17 protein-coding genes are annotated in these 19,531 nt (G+C 70.0%); 8 read left to right on the top strand and 9 right to left on the bottom strand.

Annotated features, from left to right (window positions below; genetic code table 11):
• The first annotated feature begins 5 nt into the window (after positions 1 to 5).
• From tsaE to JHB91_RS04730, 5 genes are all read left to right on the top strand, one after another.
• The gene (tsaE, locus tag JHB91_RS04750; protein WP_199472654.1) at positions 6 to 482 is read left to right on the top strand and encodes a tRNA (adenosine(37)-N6)-threonylcarbamoyltransferase complex ATPase subunit type 1 TsaE; all 477 of its coding nucleotides are present in this window, start codon (positions 6 to 8) and stop codon (positions 480 to 482) included.
• Between the two features lie 88 nt (positions 483 to 570).
• On the top strand, positions 571 to 2,097 hold the full coding sequence (locus JHB91_RS04745; RefSeq protein WP_199471840.1) for an N-acetylmuramoyl-L-alanine amidase: 1,527 nt from the start codon (positions 571 to 573) through the stop codon (positions 2,095 to 2,097).
• A gap of 61 nt (positions 2,098 to 2,158) precedes the next feature.
• Entirely contained in the window at positions 2,159 to 4,024 is a 1,866-nt protein-coding gene (gene mutL, locus JHB91_RS04740; RefSeq protein WP_199471838.1) for a DNA mismatch repair endonuclease MutL, read from the top strand.
• Positions 4,025 to 4,035: 11 nt separating this feature from the next.
• Positions 4,036 to 4,977 (top strand): DUF1684 domain-containing protein, encoded by a 942-nt coding sequence (locus JHB91_RS04735; protein WP_199471836.1) that lies wholly within the window; start codon positions 4,036 to 4,038, stop codon positions 4,975 to 4,977.
• Between the two features lie 22 nt (positions 4,978 to 4,999).
• Complete coding sequence (locus JHB91_RS04730; RefSeq protein ID WP_199471835.1) at positions 5,000 to 5,980, top strand: TraB/GumN family protein; 981 nt, start codon at positions 5,000 to 5,002, stop codon at positions 5,978 to 5,980.
• Here the strand turns inward: JHB91_RS04730 and rnfB are convergent.
• From rnfB to JHB91_RS04710, 4 genes are all read right to left on the bottom strand, one after another.
• Complete coding sequence (gene rnfB / locus JHB91_RS04725; RefSeq protein ID WP_199471833.1) at positions 5,971 to 6,402, bottom strand: Rnf electron transport complex subunit RnfB; 432 nt, start codon at positions 6,400 to 6,402, stop codon at positions 5,971 to 5,973. The genes JHB91_RS04730 and rnfB overlap by 10 nt on opposite strands.
• Before the next feature lie 13 nt (positions 6,403 to 6,415).
• Positions 6,416 to 8,506, bottom strand: a complete 2,091-nt coding sequence (metG, locus tag JHB91_RS04720) for a methionine--tRNA ligase (RefSeq protein ID WP_199471830.1) — start codon at positions 8,504 to 8,506, stop codon at positions 6,416 to 6,418.
• A gap of 162 nt (positions 8,507 to 8,668) precedes the next feature.
• Positions 8,669 to 11,695 carry a TonB-dependent receptor gene (locus JHB91_RS04715; RefSeq protein WP_199375493.1) on the bottom strand — a complete coding sequence of 1,009 codons (3,027 nt, stop codon included), beginning with the start codon at positions 11,693 to 11,695 and terminating at the stop codon, positions 8,669 to 8,671.
• Between the two features lie 280 nt (positions 11,696 to 11,975).
• Positions 11,976 to 12,401, bottom strand: coding sequence for a DUF2147 domain-containing protein (locus tag JHB91_RS04710; RefSeq protein ID WP_199375495.1), 426 nt, complete (start codon positions 12,399 to 12,401; stop codon positions 11,976 to 11,978).
• Between the two features lie 218 nt (positions 12,402 to 12,619).
• Here JHB91_RS04710 and apbC point away from each other — a divergent pair, with 218 nt between their 5' ends.
• Both apbC and dcd read left to right on the top strand, forming a co-directional pair.
• Positions 12,620 to 13,498, top strand: a complete 879-nt coding sequence (gene apbC, locus JHB91_RS04705) for an iron-sulfur cluster carrier protein ApbC (RefSeq protein ID WP_199375749.1) — start codon at positions 12,620 to 12,622, stop codon at positions 13,496 to 13,498.
• 110 nt (positions 13,499 to 13,608) lie between these two features.
• The gene (gene dcd / locus JHB91_RS04700; RefSeq protein WP_199375497.1) at positions 13,609 to 14,187 is read left to right on the top strand and encodes a dCTP deaminase; all 579 of its coding nucleotides are present in this window, start codon (positions 13,609 to 13,611) and stop codon (positions 14,185 to 14,187) included.
• A gap of 6 nt (positions 14,188 to 14,193) precedes the next feature.
• On the opposite strand, the gene JHB91_RS04695 is transcribed toward dcd, so the two are convergent.
• Both JHB91_RS04695 and JHB91_RS04690 read right to left on the bottom strand, forming a co-directional pair.
• Positions 14,194 to 14,628 (bottom strand): HIT family protein, encoded by a 435-nt coding sequence (locus tag JHB91_RS04695; protein ID WP_199375499.1) that lies wholly within the window; start codon positions 14,626 to 14,628, stop codon positions 14,194 to 14,196.
• Between the two features lie 16 nt (positions 14,629 to 14,644).
• Entirely contained in the window at positions 14,645 to 15,364 is a 720-nt protein-coding gene (locus tag JHB91_RS04690) for a dienelactone hydrolase family protein (RefSeq protein WP_199471827.1), read from the bottom strand.
• Positions 15,365 to 15,495: 131 nt separating this feature from the next.
• On the opposite strand from JHB91_RS04690, the gene rimO reads away from it, so the two are divergent.
• Positions 15,496 to 16,902 (top strand): 30S ribosomal protein S12 methylthiotransferase RimO, encoded by a 1,407-nt coding sequence (rimO, locus tag JHB91_RS04685; RefSeq protein WP_199471825.1) that lies wholly within the window; start codon positions 15,496 to 15,498, stop codon positions 16,900 to 16,902.
• On the opposite strand, the gene greB is transcribed toward rimO, so the two are convergent.
• From greB to JHB91_RS04670, 3 genes are all read right to left on the bottom strand, one after another.
• Positions 16,890 to 17,393, bottom strand: a complete 504-nt coding sequence (greB, locus tag JHB91_RS04680; protein ID WP_199471822.1) for a transcription elongation factor GreB — start codon at positions 17,391 to 17,393, stop codon at positions 16,890 to 16,892. The genes rimO and greB overlap by 13 nt on opposite strands.
• A gap of 6 nt (positions 17,394 to 17,399) precedes the next feature.
• Positions 17,400 to 17,915: a hypothetical protein gene (locus JHB91_RS04675; RefSeq protein WP_199375512.1), complete on the bottom strand. Its 516-nt coding sequence runs from the start codon at positions 17,913 to 17,915 to the stop codon at positions 17,400 to 17,402.
• Positions 17,916 to 17,992: 77 nt separating this feature from the next.
• Entirely contained in the window at positions 17,993 to 19,516 is a 1,524-nt protein-coding gene (locus tag JHB91_RS04670; protein ID WP_199471819.1) for a helicase HerA-like domain-containing protein, read from the bottom strand.
• Between the last annotated feature and the right edge of the window lie 15 nt (positions 19,517 to 19,531).

The following is a 19,531-nucleotide window of genomic DNA, read 5'->3' as shown; positions in this document are numbered from 1 at the left end:
CGGCGATGCGCGAGCTGCACCTGGCGGATGAAGCGGCGACCGCTGCGCTGGCTGCAGCACTGGCCGCATCGCAGCCGCCGCGTGCGGTGGTCCACCTGCATGGCGATCTCGGCGCCGGGAAATCGACGCTGGCGCGCGCCTGGCTGCGCGCGCTGGGCGTGACCGGCGCGGTGCGCAGCCCCACCTACACGCTGGTCGAGCGCTATCCGCTGGCCGGCGGCGGCGAGGCGCTGCATCTGGACCTGTACCGGATCGGGGACGCCGGCGAGCTCGAGTTCCTAGGCCTGGACGACAGCGACGCCCGTCTGTGGCTGGTGGAATGGCCGGAGCGCGGGCTGGCGGCGCTGCCGCGCCCGGATCTGGTGGTCTCGCTGGCGGTGGAGGGCGAGGGGCGACGTTGCCGTCTTGATGCGGACACGGACGGCGGGGTCTCCTGGCTTGCCGCGCTGGATGCTGGTCGGCGGGTTGCCGCGCGTTCCTGAACCGTGCCCATAGGAAGATGGGGCAGGCCACGGATTACAAAGGGAAAAGATGTTGCAAACATTCCGTTATGGTGATTGACTGATTGCCATGCGCGCCCGGGGAATCAACCTCCAGCAGATCCTGCTCGGTGCGGCCCTCTTGGCCGCACTGCTGTGGAACCTTGCCCACGCTGCTGAAATCAAGGGCTTGCGCGTCGATACCGGCCCCACCGGCACGCGTGCCGAGCTGCAGCTGGACACGCAGGCCGAATTCAAGCTCATCACCCTCGCCAATCCGGACCGGCTGGTCGTCGACCTGCCGGGCAGCGGGCTGGCGCGCGGGTTTTCGCTGCCGGCGGCGGCGGTGGGCGTGGTGAAGGCGGTGCGCAGTGGCCAGCCGGTGCCCGGCACCACGCGCATCGTGTTCGACCTGGCGTCCCCGGTGGTGGTGTTGAACCCGCGGCTCGAGGCCGCGGGCGACGGCAGCCGCCTGGTCCTGGAGTGGCCGGGGGACATGGGGAACGACCCGATCGCCAGGATCGCCGAGGCCGCGCAGGGCGGTACGGCCCAGCCCGCGGCCAGTGCAGGCGACAAGGGCGCGGCGCCGCAGGCGTCGCCCGCACCCGACCCGTCCGCGGCGTCAGCGGCCGCGACTTCGCGACTGATCGCGGGCCTGCCGCCCGTCGACACGCCGCCGCCCGCGGCTGTCGCCCAGGCGCAATCGAATCCGGTACGTTCCGCACCGCCCGCGGGCGTCCGCCCCGGGGCGCCGTCCGTGCCGACCACGGTCGCCACCGGCGTGCCCGCGCGCGTCGCGACGGCCAACGCGACGACCGCCGCCGCGGCCGCGAGCAAGCCCCAGCCGGCCGCCGCTGGCCGTCCGCTGGTGATCGCGATCGACGCCGGCCACGGCGGCCAGGACCCCGGTGCCGTGGGCCCGACCGGCAAGCGCGAGAAGGACATCACCCTGGCCATCGCCCGCGAGCTCGCGCGGCAGATCAACGCCACGCCCGGCCTCAAGGCGCACCTGGTGCGCGACGCCGACGTGTTCATCCCGCTCAACCGCCGCGCGCAGCTGGCGCGCACCGCAGGCGCCGACCTGTTCATCTCCATCCATGCCGATGCGGCCGAAAACCGCAACGCCAAGGGCTCGTCGGTGTACGTGCTCTCGCTGAAGGGCGCGTCCTCGCAGCGCGCGCGCTGGCTGGCGGACAAGGAAAACGCCGCCGACCTGATCGGCGGGGGCAAGCTGCCCACGTCCGACAGCATGCTGACCAACGTGCTGCTCGACCTGACCCAGAGCGGGCAGATGAAGGCCTCGGAGGATGCCGGCAACCACATCCTCGACGGCCTCAAGCGCATCGGCAACAACCACAAGCCGCACATCGAACGCGCCAACTTCGCCGTGCTGCGCACCTCCGACATACCGGCGATGCTGGTCGAAACCGCTTTCCTCTCCAATCCGGAAGAAGAAAAGCGCCTGATCGACCCGCAGTTCCAGGCCAACGTGGCGCGCGCGGTGCTGGACGGGGTCAAGACCTACTTCACCAGCCAGCCACCGCCGGGCACGCTGTTCGCCGCGCGCGTGGCCTCGGCCCAGGCTTCGTCCGCGGCAGCGAGCGGCGGCAGCCGCTGAAGCTCGCTTATCATCGCGTCTGGCCCACAGAGCCGGACGCGTCGCGGCCGGCGCCGATACCTTGAGCATCCGCCAGCTACCCGACACCCTCGTCAACCAGATCGCCGCAGGCGAAGTCATCGAACGCCCCGCATCGGTGGTCAAGGAACTGGTCGAAAACGCGCTCGACGCCGGCGCGCGCCGCGTCGACATCGACATCGAGGAGGGCGGGGTGCGCCTGGTGCGCGTGCGCGACGACGGCGGTGGCGTGGAGCCGGCGCAGCTGCCGCTGGCGATCTCGCGCCACGCCACCAGCAAGATCGCCTCGCTCGACGACCTGGAAGTGGTGGCCACGCTCGGCTTCCGCGGCGAGGCCCTGCCGTCGATCGCCTCCGTCAGCCGCTTCACCATCACCTCGCGGCGCGAAGGCCAGGCGCACGGCGCCAGCCTGCAGGTCGACGGCGGCCAGGTCGGCGACGTCGCGCCGAGCGCGCATCCGGTTGGTACCACCGTCGAGGTGCGCGACCTGTTCTTCAACGTGCCGGCGCGGCGCAAGTTCCTGCGTGCCGAACGAACCGAGCTCGGGCATATCGAGGAGTGGCTGCGCTCGCTCGCACTCGCGCGTCCGGACGTGGAGCTGCGGATCGCGCACAACGGCCGGCCGTCGCGGCGCTATCGCGGCGGCGACCTGGCCGGCAACGCCGCGGCGGGCGAGCGGCTGGTGGAAACGCTCGGCGACGGCTTCGCGCAGCAGGCGCTGCGCGTGGACCACGCCGTCAGCGCGCGCGAGGCGGGCGACGGCAGCGTGGCGCCGGCGCTGCGCGTGCACGGCTGGATCGCGCAGCCCACCTACTCGCGCGCCAGCGCCGACCAGCAGTACCTCTACGTCAACGGCCGCGCGGTGCGTGATCGCAGCGTCGCGCACGCGGTGAAGCAGGCGTATGCCGACGTGCTGTTCCACGGCCGGCAGCCGGCGTACGTGCTGTTCCTCGAGATCGACCCGGCGCGCGTGGATGTCAACGTGCATCCGGCCAAGCACGAGGTGCGCTTCCGCGACGCGCGGCTGGTGCACGATTTCGTCTATCGCGCGCTGCACGCGGCGCTGGCGGAGACGCGCGCCGGCAACGCGCCGCTGGTTGCCGCGGTGGGCGTGCAGGCCGAGGTATCGCGCGAACTTGCCGCGCAGGTCTCCTCGCAATCGCACCTGTCACTGGGCCTTGAGCAGGCGCGCGATGCGTACGCCGCGCTGTACGGCGCCGCGCTCCACGCCGGCGCCGTGTCGGCCGTGTCCGAAGGCGGCACGGCGGCGTGGCCCGTATTCCCGGCGCCGGCGCAGCCATTGCCCGCGACGGGCGAGGACGGCATTCCACCGCTGGGGTTCGCGCTTGCCCAGCTGCACGGCATCTTCATCCTCAGCGAAGCCGCCGACGGCCTGGTGGTCGTGGACATGCACGCCGCGCACGAGCGCATCGGCTACGAGAAGCTCAAGAACGCCCACGACGGCGCCGGCGTGCGGGTGCAGCCGCTGCTGGTGCCGCAGCCGGTGGCTGTGAGCGAACGCGAGGCCGACATCGCGGAGCGAGAGGCGGCCACGCTCGGCGAGCTCGGCTTCGAGGTCTCGCGCACCGGGCCGCAGTCGCTGCTGCTGCGCGGGGTGCCGGCGCTGCTCGCGCACGGCGACAGCGAAGCGCTGCTGCGCGACGTGCTGGCCGACCTGCGCGAGCATGGCGCCAGCCGCCGCGTGCGCGCGGCGCGCGACGAACTGCTCTCCACCATGGCCTGCCACGGTGCAGTGCGCGCCAATCGCCGGCTGACGATCGCCGAAATGAACGGCCTGCTGCGCGACATGGAGGCTACCGAGCGCTCCGGGCAATGCAATCACGGGCGTCCCACGTGGACGCGTTTCTCGCTCGCCGATATCGACCGCTGGTTCCTGAGGGGACGTTGATGACCCGACACATGACACGCGCCGGAACGGCCGCGGCAACGCTTGCCGCGGCACTCGCGCTCTCCGCGTGTGACCGCGCGCCACCCGCGGCGGAAGCCGATGCCCAGCGTCCGCCGACCAGCCAGGCGATGATCTCCACCGAAGCGGAGTGGCGCGCCGAGCGCCGCGCGCGCCTGGTGGCCGAGGACGGCTGGACCAGCCTCATCGGCCTGCACTGGCTGGAGCTGCGCGCGCACTACGTCGGCAGCGACGCCACCAGCGGGATCCGTCTCGCCAACGGCCCGCCCAAGCTCGGGCTCGTGCAGCGCGACGGCGACCGCGTGTACTTCACGCCCGAGCGCGACGTGGCGGTGACGCTGGACGGCGCACCGCTCAAGGGGCGGGCCGAGCTGCACGACGACCACGCGGAAGCGCCCAGCGTGCTCGGCTTCGACGACGGCAAGGGCGTGTTGACGGTCCTCCGTCGCGGCCCGCGCAAGGCGCTGCGCGTGCGCCATGCCGACGCCGCCACGCGCGCCGGCTTCGGCAGCATCGAGTACTGGCCGGTGGATCCCGGCTGGCTGGTCGACGCACGCTTCATCGCCCATCCGGCTGGCCGCACCATCGAGATCGCCAGCATCACCGGTGGCGTGGAGCCGATGGCCAACCCGGGCGTCGTGGAATTCGAACGCGACGGCGCCGCGTACCGCCTGGAGGCGCTCGACGGCGGCGAAGGCGGCCTGTTCCTGATCCTGGCCGACCGCACCAGCGGCCACGGCAGCTATGGCGCCGGCCGCTACCTCGATGTCGCAGCGCCGGATGCGACGGGCAGGGTGAGCCTCAACTTCAACCGCGCCTACAATCCACCCTGTGCGTTCACGCCGTTCGCCACCTGCCCCCTGCCGCCGCCGGAGAACCGCCTTGACCTGGCGGTGACCGCGGGCGAAATGGCCTACGCCGCACCCGCCAACTGAACCCACGGACATCAGGAACGCCATGCCCCTCATCGGACGCCGCCTCGCCACGCCACTGCTTGCCGCCACCCTCGCCATGTTCCTGCTGCCGGGCGCCGCGGCGCGCGACGCGACACAGGCCACCAGGCCCGCCGCGGCGCACACCGCGCCGGTGCCGCTGCTGTGGAAGGTCTCCGACGACGACAACGCGCTGTACCTGCTCGGCTCGTTCCACCTGCTGATGCCCGACGACTACCCGCTGTCGTCGGACGTCGACCTTGCATTCGCCGATGCCGAGAAGGTGCTGTTCGAGCTCTCGCCGGAGGAGATGGCCTCACCGCAGCTCGGGCTGCAGATGGCGCAAGCCGCGATGCGCACCGACGGCACCACGCTGGACAGCCAGTTGCCTGCCGACCTGGCCAGGAAGCTTGCGTCGTGGTCGGAAAGCAATGCCGGACAGTTGGCCAAGCTGGGCATGGCGCCGGCCATGCTGCAGATGTTCGAGCCATGGTTCGCCGGCCTGATGATCACCATCTCGCAGCTGACCGGCTATGGCCTCGACCCCGCATTGGGCCTCGATGCGCACATCGCGGCGCGCGCCGGGACCGCGCAGAAGCCGACCGCCGGACTTGAGAGCGGCGCACAGCAGATTGCCTTCCTCGACGGCATGGGCGCCGACGAGCAGCTGCAGATGCTGTCCGATGCGATCGACCAGGGCGCGGCCGGGCGCGAGGAAATGATGGCGCTGCACGCCGCCTGGCGCGCGGGCGATGTCGACCTGATCCTGCGCGAGATGGTGGCGGAGATGCGCCGGGAATATCCCGAGCTCTACCGCGTCATCAACGTGGAGCGCAACGACGCCTGGCTCCCGAAGCTGGAGCAGCGGCTGCGCGAGGACGGCAGCGACGACACCCTGGTGGTGGTCGGCGCGATGCACCTGCTGGGCGAGGACGGCGTGGTCGAGAAGCTGCGCGCCAGGGGCTACCAGGTGGAGCGCATCTGCTCGGCCTGCACTCAGCCCTGACGCGGTAGGGCAGGTGCTGGCCGCGCGGCCAGCATCACGATGCAGTCCACCGGGCAGGCCGGCACGCACAGCCGGCAGCCGGTGCACAGCGGCTCGATGACCACGTGCATGTGCTTGCCGGCGCCGACGATGGCGTCCACCGGGCAGGCCTGGATGCATTTCGTGCAGCCGATGCAGTCGGCTTCGATGACCAGTGCCACCTCGGGCGCAGCCTGCAGGCCAAGCGCGCGATCGTAGGGAATGGCCTCCGTGCCGAGCACGCGTGCAAGCGCCCGCGCGCCGGCATCACCGCCCGGCGGGCAGCGGTCGGTGCCGGCCTGGCCGGCGGCCATGGCTTCGGCATAGGGCCGGCAGCCCGCGTAGCCGCACTGGCCGCACTGGGTCTGCGGCAGGATGCGATCGAGGCGCGCGCTGAGGTCCATCGCCCCGGGGCTGTCAGCGCACCGGCATGCCCGGCTCGGCGCCGGCATCGGCGCACAGCAGCGCCAGCGCGCCACCGTCGAAGCCGGCGGACAGGATCATGCCTTCGCTCACGCCGAAGCGCATCTTGCGCGGCGCCAGGTTGGCGATGAACACCACGTTGCGGCCCACCAGGCTGTCCGGTTCGCCATAGCTTGCGCGGATGCCGGAGAAGATCTGGCGGCGGCCGAGTTCGCCGGCATCGAGCTCGAAGCGCAGCAGCTTGTCGGAGCCTTCGACGAAGTCGCAAGCCAGCACCTTGCCGATGCGCAGGTCGAGCTTGGCGAAGTCGTCGATGCCGATGGTGGCGGGCGCATCTGCGGACGTCGAAGCAGCCCCGGCCTTGGCCGCGGCCTTGTCCAGCGGATCGCCGGCCAGCTTGAGGCTCGAGGCCTGCGGCACGGCCTGGGTGGGCTTGAGGTCTTCCTTGCTGGCGTCGGTCATGGCGGCAATGTGCTTCGGGTCGATGCGGGTGAAGAGGGGTTGGTAGGCCTGGATGCGATGCGCCAGCAGCGGCTGCGCGAACGCGTCCCAGCTGTCGAGCGGGGCGGCAAGGAACGATTCCACCTGGCCGGCCATCGCCGGCAGCACCGGGCGCAGCGCGCCGGCCAGTACGCGGAACAGGTTCAGGCCCTGGGTGCAGACCGCATGCAGTTCCGCGTCGGCGCCATCCTGCTTGGCCAGCACCCACGGCTTCTTCTCGTCGATGTAGCGGTTGGCCTCGTCGGCCAGCGCCATCACCTGGCGCAGCACGCTGGCCGGCTCGTTGTTGGCGTAGGCCGTGCGCACGCCCTCGAGCGCGGCCACGAAGCGCGCATGCATGTCCGGGTCCGGCAGCGCGCCGGCGAGCATGCCGTCGAAGCGCTTGTCGATGAAGCCTGCGCAGCGGCTGGCGAGGTTCACGAACTTGCCGACGATGTCGGCGTTCACCCGCGCCACGAAGTCGGCGAGGTTCAGGTCGAGGTCGTCGACGCCGCCCGACGACTTGGCCGCGTAGTAATAGCGCAGCGCCTCCGCCGGCAGGCCGGCATCGAGCCAGGTGCGCGCCATGACGAAGGTGCCGCGCGACTTCGACATCTTGGCGCCGTCGACGGTCAGGTAGCCGTTGACGTGCAGGCGCGTGGGCGCGCGCAGGCCGGCACCGTGCAGCACCGCCGGCCAGAACAGGCCGTGGAAATTGACGATGTCCTTGCCGATGAAGTGGTGCATCTCGGCCTGGCTGTCGGCCGCGGTGAACGCGTCGAAGTCCAGGCCGTCGCGTTCGCACAGCGCCTGGAAGCTGGCCAGGTATCCGATCGGCGCATCGATCCAGACATACAGGTACTTGCCCGGATGCCCTGGAATCTCGAAGCCGAAGTAGGGTGCGTCGCGCGAGATGTCCCAGGCGCGCAGGCCACCCTCGCCGTCGACCCATTCCATCAGCTTTGCCTTGACGCCGGGCACGGCCATGTCGCCGGCCAGCCACTCGCGCAGGAATGCTTCGAACTGTCCGAGTTCGAAGAAGAAATGCTCGCTCTCGCGCAGTTCGGGCGCGGTACCGCTGACCACCGACACCGGGTCCACCAGTTCGGTGGGTGAATAGGTGGCGCCGCAGTGTTCGCAGTTGTCGCCGTACTGGTCGGCGGTGCCGCAGCGCGGGCAGGTGCCCTTCACGTAGCGGTCGGGCAGGAACATGCCCTTCACCGGGTCGTACAGCTGCGCCACGGAACGCCGGGTGACGTGGCCGGCGGCATCAAGGCGGCTGTAGATCGCTTCGGTGAGCGCGCGGTTGCGCGGCGAGTGGGTCGAGTCGTAGTGGTCGAAGGCGACGCCGAACGCGGCGAAGTCGCGCTCGTGCCCGGCCTGGATGCCGGCGACGAAGGCTTCAGGCGTCGTGCCGGCCTTTTCCGCGGCGAGCATGATCGGCGTGCCGTGGGTGTCGTCGGCGCAGACGTAATGCACCGTGCCGCCGGCCATGCGCCGCGCGCGTACCCAGATGTCGGCCTGGACGTAGCCCACCAGGTGGCCGATGTGCAGCGGGCCGTTGGCGTAGGGCAGGGCGTTGGTGACGAGCGCGGGGCGGGGCATGCGGGCAACTGGTGGCGGACGATCGCGGATTATCGCACGCGGCCGCCGGGCGGCCGAAGGCGCGTCCGCTGCATCCGCGGGTGGTTGGCCGCTGCAGCCGCCCCGCAAACAAAAAGGGCCCGGCTTGCGCCGGGCCCCCGCGGAACAGTGATGCGAAAACGCTTAGAACTTGTAGGTCGCGCCCACGTAGATGAAGCGACCGATGTTGTCGTACAGCGCGGTGCCGAGGTCTGCACCGAAGTAGTTCACCGGCGGATCCTTGTCGAACACGTTGTCGACGCCGACGTACAGGTCGAGTCCGCTGTCGCCGAACTTATAGCCGGCCTGCAGGTTGTGGTAGACCCACGAACCGTTGCGGATCGGGCTCTGCGAACCCGGGTTGGAGCTGAAGCTCGCCGGCGTCACGCGGAGGTTGCCGTCCACGTAGTTCAGGTCCCACGAACCACGCCAGTTCCCCTTGCGGTACGTGCCGTTGAGCTGCGCGCGCCAGCGGGGGTCGGTGAAGTACGTGACGTACTCGATGAACTCATCCGGGAAATCCTGGAACGCCCACTCGCGCGACTGGATCATGCGCGTGCCGACGAAGCGCAGGGTGCTGTTGCCCCCGAACATCTCGAAGCGATAGTCCACCTCGAGGTCGACGCCGACGCGACGCGACTTGGCGAGGTTTTCGTTCAGCGCCAGCCAGTTCGTGATGCTGTAGGCCGGGAAGTCGCGACCCTGCGGATCGGTGTAGCCGCCAGCCGGAGCGCGGGTGATGAAGCTGCAGAACTTGTTGTTGATGCCGCCGGGCGAATCCACGCAACGCGACGCGTTGGTCTGCGCCGTGACGGCGCCGATCGCGTCGTGCAGGGTGACGCGCCAGTAGTCCAGCGAAACGCCGAGGCCTTCGACGAACTCGGGCTGCCAGACGAAGCCGAACGACACCGACTCCGCCTCTTCCTGCGACAGGTTCGGGTTGCCACCGCTCACGCCGGGGCGGTTCGCCGAGTAGGTGTCGACCCAGCCCACCGGTACGCCCAGCGCCGTGCAGTTGGCCTGGCGGAGTGCAACGTCCGGGGCGGTGGACGGACGGTTGGGGTTGGTGACCTGGTAGTTGCAGGGATCGTTGATGGTGGCGAAGTTCTGCGACTGCGGGTTGAACAGCTCACCGATGCTCGGCGCGCGGACGGCCTGGGCGTGCGTGCCGCGGAAGCGCAGCGACGGGATGATCGTCCAGTCGAGTCCGATGTTCCAGGTCACGGCCGAACCGATCGTGCTGTAGTCCGAATAGCGGCCGGCCAGGTCGATCGCGAGGCGCTCGATGCCCGGGAGGTCGCCCAGCACCGGGATGGTGGTCTCGGCGAACACTTCGGTCACGTCGTACTCGCCGCCGCGGCTCGGGATGGCGTTCAGGAACGTCAGGCCCAGGGCTGCCAGCGGATCGGTGTTTTCCCGGCTCTGTTCCTTGCGGTATTCAACGCCGCCCGCGAAGCCGACGTCACCCGCCGGCAGCGAGAACAGGCGGCTGTTGGACACCGTCGCCGAGACCACCTGCTGCTCGAGCTTCGAGGTGTTCAGCGAGTTGGTGTTGAACCATGCGGCGGCCTCGGAGCTGACGGCGCCGTTGCCGAACGTGCTGAACGGCACGCAGCCCGTGCGGGCGAAGGTCGAGTACGCCACGCCGGTGTGCGGATTGAGTGCGGTCGGATTGAGCGTGGTGCGGCAGACGATGTTGCCGGTGGCCGGATCGATGACCGAGTCCATGCCGGCGTGCCAGCGCTCGTTGATGCGGTTGTTGAGGTTGAGGCGCGAGATCGTCGTCTGGCCGTAGTTGGCCGAGGCCTCGTAGCTCCAGTCGTCGCCGAAGTAACCCTCGATGCCCAGGACCGCGCGTGCAGTCTGGCGCTCGACGTTCTCGCCACGGCGGCCGGCGTCGACGTTGAAGCGGGAAACCTGCAGGATCTTCTGGCCGTCGAGGACGGGAAGGGCCGAGGCGTCCATCAGTGCACCCAGCTCGGACGAGATGAACGCGTTGTCGCGACGGATGCGGATCGGCTGGTCGAAGGCGGGCTGACCGAAGAACTGCGACTCGGTCTTGCTGTACTTGCCTTCGAAGAACAGGCGATGGTTCTCGTCAAGGTCGAAGTTGACCACGCTGTTGAAGCTGAAGCGGTCGAACGCAGGCTGCAGGTCCGCCACCGAGTTCAGGTCGGCGAAGTCGCAATCCACGCAGGACGACGCGCTGACGACGGTGCCGTCGTAGCGGTTGGGGCGGAAGCTGCCATCCTGATCGAAGACGTAGCGGTTGCCCCAGGTGGCCGGGTTGGCCGGGTTGAACGTGCCGATGGTGAACGTGCCACCAAAGGAGATGGCGTGGTTGCCACCCGGGCCCGACATGATGGTCTGCGGGTTGCTTTCGCTCGGCGGCTTGCTGGCGTCGAAGTTCGGGTTCGGGATCGACACGAGGAACTCGCGGCCGATGCGGCGATCGCCACGGCCGAAGCGGTCCTGCTTGCTGTACTCGAGCGAGATCGCGGCCGAGCCGCGACCTTCGGCGAAGTCGCTGCCGCCGGAGAAGCTGACGAACGAGCGGTCGAAGCCACCTTCGCTGGCCTGGCCGGTCTGGCCGCGCAGCTCGAAGCCTTCGAACGACTTCTTCATGATGAAGTTGACCACGCCGGCAACGGCGTCAGCGCCGTAGACAGCCGAGGCGCCGCCGGTGATCACTTCCACGCGCTCGATCCACTCGGTCGGGATGGTGTTCACGTCGACCGCGGTCGAGCCGGGGCTCGCGCCCACGTGGCGGCGGCCGTTGACCAGCACCAGCGTGCGCGAGGTGCCCATGCCACGCAGGTCGAGCAGACCCAGGCCTGCGGTACCGATGAAGCGGGTGGAGTTGCCCAGGGTGTAGTTGGGCGAGAGGGCCGGAAGCTTGGTCATCAGGTCGCCGATGTTCACGGCGCCGGTTGCGCGGATTTCTTCCGCGGTGATGGCCGTGACCGGCGACGGCGTGACGAAGCCGGCGCGCGCAATGCGGGAGCCGGTGACCGTGACGCGGTCCAGGTCGGTGGTGGCCTGGCTGCTGCTGGATTCGTTCGGCGCTGCATCCTGCGCGAAGATCGGGCCAGCGGCCGGCAGGACGATTGCAGCAAGAAGGGCTGCGCTCAGGCGGCTCCGCCTGAACGTCGTGGTGTTGCGAAATGACATGGATGACTCCCCTGAAAAGATAACGACTCTTGGTTTCACGGGGGAGCGCCGCTGCAGGTTGTGCCGTGACGCTGCCGTGAAGGCCCGACACTACCATTGAGAAAGGTTTCGTTAAAGTCGCTTGAAGTTTTTGTTACGACTGCGGTCGCATTTTGCGGCGACGCGCGGCAGGCCGGTCATTCCCCGACCCTGTAGCCCCTGCATTGCACAGGGGCACGGCAGGCATCCCGGCGAGTGCCGGCAGTGCCAGTGGGCGTGACGCGAATTCCGGTGGATGCGCTTACTCGCGGATCCACACCTGCTCGCGGCAGATGAAGGCGACGCAGCCGGACACGCCGAGCTTGCCGTCGTCGATGAGCTTGAGCTTGGACTTGTAGGTCTTGCCCTTGGCGGGATCGAGGATGGTGCCGCCTTCCCAGCCGTCGCCGCCGGGTACAAGGTTCCAGAGGATGGTCATGCCCTTCACCGGCTTGTCCTTGTTGGCTCCCTTGCACTTGTCGCAGGTCGGATTGGGGCCGCGGGTGGAATGGAGGACCTCGACCACCTGGCCGCGCAGCTTGCCGCCGGATTCGGTGATCTCGACGATCGATTTCACCTTGCCGGTCTCGTCGTCGATGGTCTTCCAGCGCCCCACCGGGGAGGCCTGGGCGAAGGCGACCAGCGGCAGGAGCGCGGCCATCAGGGTCAACGTCTGGAAGGCACGCATGGAACTTCCTCGTGTGTGGGGGGCGCGCAACGCGCCGGCAGGCAGAGTTATACACAAGAATGGCCCTGGCTTGCGGCGGCGTCGAGCTCGCGCCCGCGTAGTTGATGGACGGGTCGTCCGGCATCCTGTGGGTCGGGTTGGGCGGTGGATTCGCGTTTGCGGCGTTGCATGGCGCAAGCTAGTGCCTCCAGTCGCATCGAACGGAAGATCAGGACGTGCTGTTCTCGAAGAATCGCGCCACACCGGGCACCCGGGTGCCGGCGCATGCAGTCCAGGGCACCCTCAAGCCCCTGCCCAGGATCCGCAACATCATCGCAGTGGGTTCGGGCAAGGGCGGCGTGGGAAAGTCCACGACCGCCGTCAATCTTGCCCTCGCGCTGGCTGCCGACGGCGCCCGGGTGGGCATCCTCGATGCCGACGTCTACGGCCCCAGCGTCCCGGCCATGCTGGGCCTGTCCGGCCGCCCGGACAGCCCGGACGGCAAGTCGATCACGCCGATGCGCGCGCACGGCGTCGAGGCCATGTCGATCGGCCTGCTGGTCGACCAGGACACGCCGATGATCTGGCGCGGGCCGATGGCGACCTCGGCGCTCACCCAGCTGCTCGGCGACACGCTGTGGGGTGGCGAGGACGGCCTGGATTACCTGGTGGTGGACCTGCCGCCGGGCACCGGCGACATCCAGCTCACCCTGGCGCAGAAGATCCCGGTGGCGGGCGCGGTCATCGTCACCACGCCGCAGGACATGGCCACGCTCGATGCGCGCAAGGCGCTGAAGATGTTCGAGAAGGTCGAGGTCGCGGTACTGGGCCTGGTCGAGAACATGGCGGTCCACGTATGCAGCAACTGCGGCCACGCGGAACACCTGTTCGGCCAGGGCGGCGGCGGCCGCATGGCGGAGCAGTACGGCGTGCCGCTGCTTGGCTCGCTGCCGCTGGAGCTTGCGATCCGCGAGCAGGGCGACGCCGGCGTGCCGGTGGTCGTATCGGCCCCCGCGTCGACTGCGGCCGAGGCCTATCGTGCGCTGGCCCGCAACCTGGTTGCCGAGCTCGAGAAGCGCCCGCGCGCGCCGAGCGGGATTTCCGCCTCGCTGGTCTGACCGGGAGCGGCCCGCGGCGGCCGGATGCCGCGGCCGCGCGCATTCCCTACAATCGCCGGTCCTGCCGCGCGGCCGCCGTGCCGCCGTGGCCACGCCAATCCGGGAACCGAATGAGCATCAAGTCCGACCGCTGGATCCGCCGCATGTCCGAAATGCCGGGAGGCATGATCGAGCCCTTCGAGCCCGGCCAGGTCAAGCACGCCGGCAACGGCGAGCGCATCGTCAGCTACGGCACCTCGAGCTACGGCTACGACGTGCGCTGCTCGCGCGAGTTCAAGGTGTTCACCAACATCAATTCCACCATCGTCGATCCCAAGCACTTCGACCCGAAGAGCTTCGTGGATATCGAGGCCGACGAATGCATCATCCCGCCGAACTCGTTCGCGCTGGCGCGCACGGTGGAGTACTTCCGCATCCCGCGCGACACGCTGGTGGTGTGCCTGGGCAAGAGCACCTACGCGCGCTGCGGGATCATCGTCAACGTCACGCCGCTGGAGCCCGAGTGGGAAGGCCACGTGACGCTGGAGTTCAGCAACACCACGCCGCTGCCGGCGCGCATCTACGCCAACGAAGGCGTGGCGCAGATGCTGTTCTTCCAGTCCGCGGCCGACGACGTCTGCGAGACCTCGTACAAGGACCGCGGCGGCAAGTACCAGGGGCAGACCGGGGTGACCCTGCCGCGCACCTGAGCGCGCTCAGTCGAGCAGCGAGTGGCGCAGCACCGAGATGCAATCCACCAGTGCTTCCGGTGCATAGGGGCGGGCGGCCACGCGCCCCCACACTGGCGCCGGCCAGGCCGGATCGTGTTCGAAGCGCGCGATGACGTGCACGTGCAGCTGCGGCACCAGGTTGCCGAGCGCGGCGACGTTGAGCTTGTGCGGCCGGTATTCGGCGAGCAGCAGCCGCTCGCAGCGCGCGACCTCCTCGCCAAGCTGCGCGCGCTGCTCCGGCGACAGGTCGACCAGTTCGCGGGCTTCCGGCACCCGCGGCACCAGCACCAGCCACGGGTAGTTGCTGTCATCCATCAGCCGCAGGTCGCACAGCGCAAGCGTGGCCAGCGGGTGGCTGTCGGCGGCCAGTTGCGGATGCAGGGCGTAGGGCTCGGGCTGGTGCTGTTTTCGCTTGGACATGGGGGAGTCCTCCGATTCAGGGTGACGCCGCGGTGCCTGCCATCGCGCCGCAGGCGCGCTGCAGGAAGTCCAGCGTGCGCGCGTGGGCGAGGCGGGCGCTCGCCGGGTCGTGGTGCAGCGGGTCGACATCGCGGTTGAAGCCGTGCCCGGCGTCGTAGACGTGCAGTTCGGCGGCGGGCTGCGCGCGGCGGTGCGCTTCGACGTCGGCGGGCGGGATGCTGTGGTCGCGGCTGCCGAAGTGGAACAGCATCGGCGCGCGCATCGGCTCGTCGAGGAATGGCACGGTCCGCGCGCCGTAATAGCTCACCGCGGGCAGGCCGAGGCGGGTGTTGGCGAGCCAGGCGACGCTGCCGCCCCAGCAGAATCCGACCACCGCAACGCTGCCGGGCGAGTCAGGCGACGCTTCGGCCAGCAGCGCGCGCAGCCGTGCGGCCGCAGCGGCCACGATCGCCACCGCGCGTTCGAAGCCCAGGGCTGTCGCCAGCGCGCGACCGCCCTCGAAGCCCGCCTCGTCGTAGGCGAGCTGGGCATCACGTTCCACCGGGTCGAACAGCGCCGGCGCCAGCGCCAGCAGGCCGTCGCGGGCATAGCGGTCGGTGACCGCGCGCACATGGGCGTTGACCCCGAAGATCTCCTGCACCACCACCAGGCCGCAGCGCGGGGTCGCATCGGGCCGCGCCAGCCACGTGCCCACCTCGCCGATCCCCGGAACTTCAAGCGTGCCGCGCGTGCCCATTGGCGGGTCTCCTCGTCGGGCCGGGCGCTCCGGTCCTCGGGTCGAGTCTAGCCCCCCGGTATACTCGCGGCGCGAAATCCATCCCCCCGGCCTGCCATCGCGCGGCCCCTCCAGCGAGCCACCCCCAGCGCATGTCCCAGTCGTCCCCCGTAACAGCCAGCCCGCGCGTCGGGTTCGTCAGCCTCGGCTGCCCCAAGGCCCTCGTCGACTCCGAACGCATCCTCACCCAGCTGCGGGTGGAGGGCTACGAGCTCGTGCCCAGCTACGACGACGCCGACGTGGTGGTGGTCAACACCTGCGGCTTCATCGATTCCGCGGTGGCCGAATCGCTGGACGCGATCGGCGAGGCGATGGCCGAGAACGGCAAGGTCATCGTGACCGGCTGCCTGGGCAAGCGCGCCGAGCTGATCCGCGAGGCGCACCCGGGCGTGCTGTCGATCAGCGGCCCGCAGGACTACGCCAGCGTGATGTCCGCGGTGTATGCGGCACTGCCGCCGCGGCGCGACCCGTTCCTCGACCTCGTGCCGCGCCAGCGGCTCGGCGCCGAAGACTACGCGTCCGGCGTGAAGCTCACGCCCCGGCACTATGCCTACCTGAAGATTTCCGAGGGCTGCAACCACCGTTGCAGCTTCTGCATCATTCCGTCGATGCGCGGCGACCTGGTGTCGCGCCCGGTCGACGACGTGTTGCGCGAGGCCGAGCGCCTGGTCGCCGGCGGCGTGCGCGAGCTGCTGGTGGTGTCGCAGGACACCTCGGCCTACGGCGTCGACCTGCGCTATGCGGAGCGCACGTGGCGCGGCAAGGCGTACCAGACACGCATGAAGGCGCTGTGCGAAGGCCTGTCCGAACTCGACGCCTGGGTGCGCCTGCATTACGTCTACCCGTACCCGCATGTCGACGACATCATCGAGCTGATGGTGCAGACCCGCGCCGACGGCCAGCCGCGCCTGCTGCCATATCTCGACATCCCGTTCCAGCACGCCAGCCCGCGCATCCTGAAGCTGATGAAGCGGCCCGGCGCGGTCGAGCGCACGCTCGAGCGCGTGCAGGCGTGGCGCGCGGCCTGCCCGGAGCTCACCGTGCGCTCGACGTTCATCGTCGGCTTCCCGGGCGAGACCGACGCGGAGTTCGAGGCGCTGCTCGACTTCCTCGACGAGGCGCAGCTCGACCGCGTCGGCGCCTTCGCCTATTCGCCGGTGGATGGCGCGGCGGCGAACGCGCTGCCGGACCCGGTGCCCGCCGAGGTGAAGGAAGAGCGCCTGGCGCGCTTCATGGCGCGGCAGGCGGAGATCTCGGCCGCGCGCCTGGAGGCCAAGGTCGGCAGCGTGCAGCGCTGCATTGTCGATGCGATCGACGGTGATCTCGCGATCGCGCGCTCGATGGCCGACGCGCCGGAAATCGACGGCCTGGTGCAGGTGCAGGATGGCCGCGAGGCGGGCCTGCGCCCCGGCGAGTTCGTCGACGTGCGCATCATGGGCAGCGACGAGCACGACCTCTACGGCGAGGTCGACTACGGATCCACGCTCTACGTCGGGTAGCCGACCGCGAGCACGACGAAGCGGCGCGCGCCGGTCGGAAGCTGCGCCTCGAGTTCGTCGTCGACACGCTTCCGCAACAGCGCCCGTGCCAGCGGCGCGTCGATGCTGATCCAGCCCAGTGCGGCGTCGATTTCGTCGGGGCCGACAATGCGGTAGCGGTGGACCTCGCCGGAATCGATGTCCTCGATCTCTACGCTGGCGCCGAAGAACACCGCGCCCGCGTCGGACGGGACGGTATCGATCACGCGCAGGGTTTCCAGGCGCTTCGACAGGTAGCGCACGCGGCGGTCGATCTCGCCGAGCTGCTTCTTGCGGTAGTGGTACTCGGCGTTTTCCGAGCGGTCGCCTTCGGCAGCCGCCGCGCTCAGTGCGCGCACCACTTCGGGGCGGCGCACGCGCCAGAGATCGTCAAGCTCCGCCTTCAGGCGCGCATGGCCGGCGGGCGTGACGAGGGCGGTGCTTGCCTCCTGCGGCGGTCGCCAGCGGCCCATGCGCGCTCAGTGCTTGCCGGTCGCGCCGTCGCGGCGCAAGGCCACGCCGCCGTCCTGCGGCGCGAGCTCGTCGGGCGAGGGCAGGGCGAAGCGGCGGTCGGATGCATCCTTGGCGTCGGGATCGAGCAGCAGCAGGCCGCTTCCGGACTCGAGCGACCAGCTGCCGGCGCTGCTTCCGGTGTCGGTGCTGATCGCGTAGCGCCCGTCGGGCTCGATCACCAGGCGCGTGCCCGGCGCGATGAACGTGCCGGCGAAGGCGCGCGCATCGAAGCGCGGTTCCGAGTCGCCCGGCGAGGTGCGGTCGGCCACCACCACGGCGTCCGTGCCGGGCGCGTTCGCCGGCGCTGCCGCGGGCAGGCGCGCTGTCGGGGCGGACGACAGGGACGCGGTTCCAGCGCTTGCGTGACCCGTGCCAAGCGGCGCCTGTGGCGCCGGAACGGTGTCCGGGTCCGGGGTCGGCTGGCAGCCGACGGCGGCAAGCAGGGCGGCGAGCATCAGGACCGCTGGGAGGGTATGGCGCATGGCGTGCATCCGGGTGGGGGCTGGCGCGAAGTGTCGCGCGCCGGTCGTGGTCGCGGCGTGGTGCCCGCGCCGTGCATTCACCTCTTGCCGGTGATGCCGCCGAAGATGCCGCGCAGGATCTGCCGCCCGATCTGGTTGCCCACCGTGCGCGCGGTCTGCTTGGCCATGGTTTCCACCATGCCCTGGCGCCGCTTGGTGCCGAACAGCGCGTCCTTCACCGACTGGCCGAAGCCGCCACCCCCGGCGTCGTCCTCGGCCGCGGTGCGTGCCTTGGGCGCCTGCGCGCTTTCCAGCACCGTCTCCGCCTTGGCGGCCAGCATCTCGAACGCGGATTCCCGATCCACCGTGGTGTCGTACTTGGCGCCGACCGTGCTGGTGGCGCGCACGCGGGCGCGCTCGGCCTCGGTGATCGCGCCCATGCGGCAGCGCGGCGGTGCGATGAGCGTCTGTTCGACCGGCATCGGCGCGCCCTTGCCCTGCAGGGTCGAGACCAGCGCTTCGCCAGTGCCGAGCTGGCCGATGACCTTGGCCACGTCGAGCGCGGGATTGGCGACGAAGGTCTCGGCCGCGGTGCGCACCGCCTTCTGGTCGCGGGGGGTGAACGCGCGCAGCGCGTGCTGCACCCGGTTGCCCAGCTGGCCGAGGATCTCGTCGGGCACGTCGTCCGGGAACTGCGAGCAGAAGTAGATGCCCACGCCCTTGGAGCGGATGATCCGCACCACCTGCTCGACGCGCTGGCGCAGCGCCGGCGGCGCGTCCTTGAACAGCAGGTGCGCCTCGTCGAACACGAACACGAGCTTGGGTTTGTCCAGATCGCCGACTTCGGGCAGGTTCTCGAACAGCTCCGACAGCAGCCACAGCAGGAACGTGGAGTACAGGCGCGGCTTCAGCACCAGCTGGTCGGCGGCGAGGATGCCGATCACGCCGCGGCCCTCGGGCGTGGTGCGCATCAGGTCGGCCAGCTCCAGCGCCGGCTCGCCGAAGAACTGGTTGCCGCCTTCCTGCTCCAGGCGCAGCAGGGCGCGCTGGATGGCGCCGATCGACGGCGCACTGACCAGTCCGTAGGACGTGGAGATGGCCTTGCGTTCCTCGGCCACCAGCGCCAGCAGGGCGCGCAGGTCGGCCAGGTCGAGCAGCAGCAGGCCGCGGTCATCGGCCAGCTTGAAGGTGATGTCCAGCACGCCGGACTGGGTGTCGTTGAGCTCGAGCATGCGCCCGAGCAGCGTCGGCCCGATCTCGCTGACCGTGGTGCGCACCGGGTGCCCGGACTTGCCGTAGATGTCCCAGAACAGCACCGGGCTGGCTTCCGGCGTGTAGCCGTCGGCACCGATCATCGCCGCGCGCTGCAGCAGCTTTTCGCCGCCGTCGCCCGCGACGGCAAGCCCGGCCACGTCGCCCTTCACGTCCGCCAGGAATACCGGCACGCCGATCCGCGAGAACCCCTCCGCCAGCGTCATCAGCGTGACGGTCTTGCCGGTGCCGGTGGCGCCGGCCACCAGGCCGTGGCGATTGCCGTAGCGCGGCTGCAGGTGGACGCGGCCGCCGGTTTCCGGCAGTGCATCGGGCGTCGTGACGGCCTTGCCAACGAGGATGGGGTCCATGGGCGCTCCTGTGCG

The organism is Luteimonas sp. MC1828, assembly GCF_016461615.1.
Taxonomy (GTDB): Bacteria; Pseudomonadota; Gammaproteobacteria; order Xanthomonadales; family Xanthomonadaceae; genus Luteimonas.
Note: the sequence above shows the minus strand (reverse complement) of the source record. Positions and strands in the feature narration are given on the sequence as shown.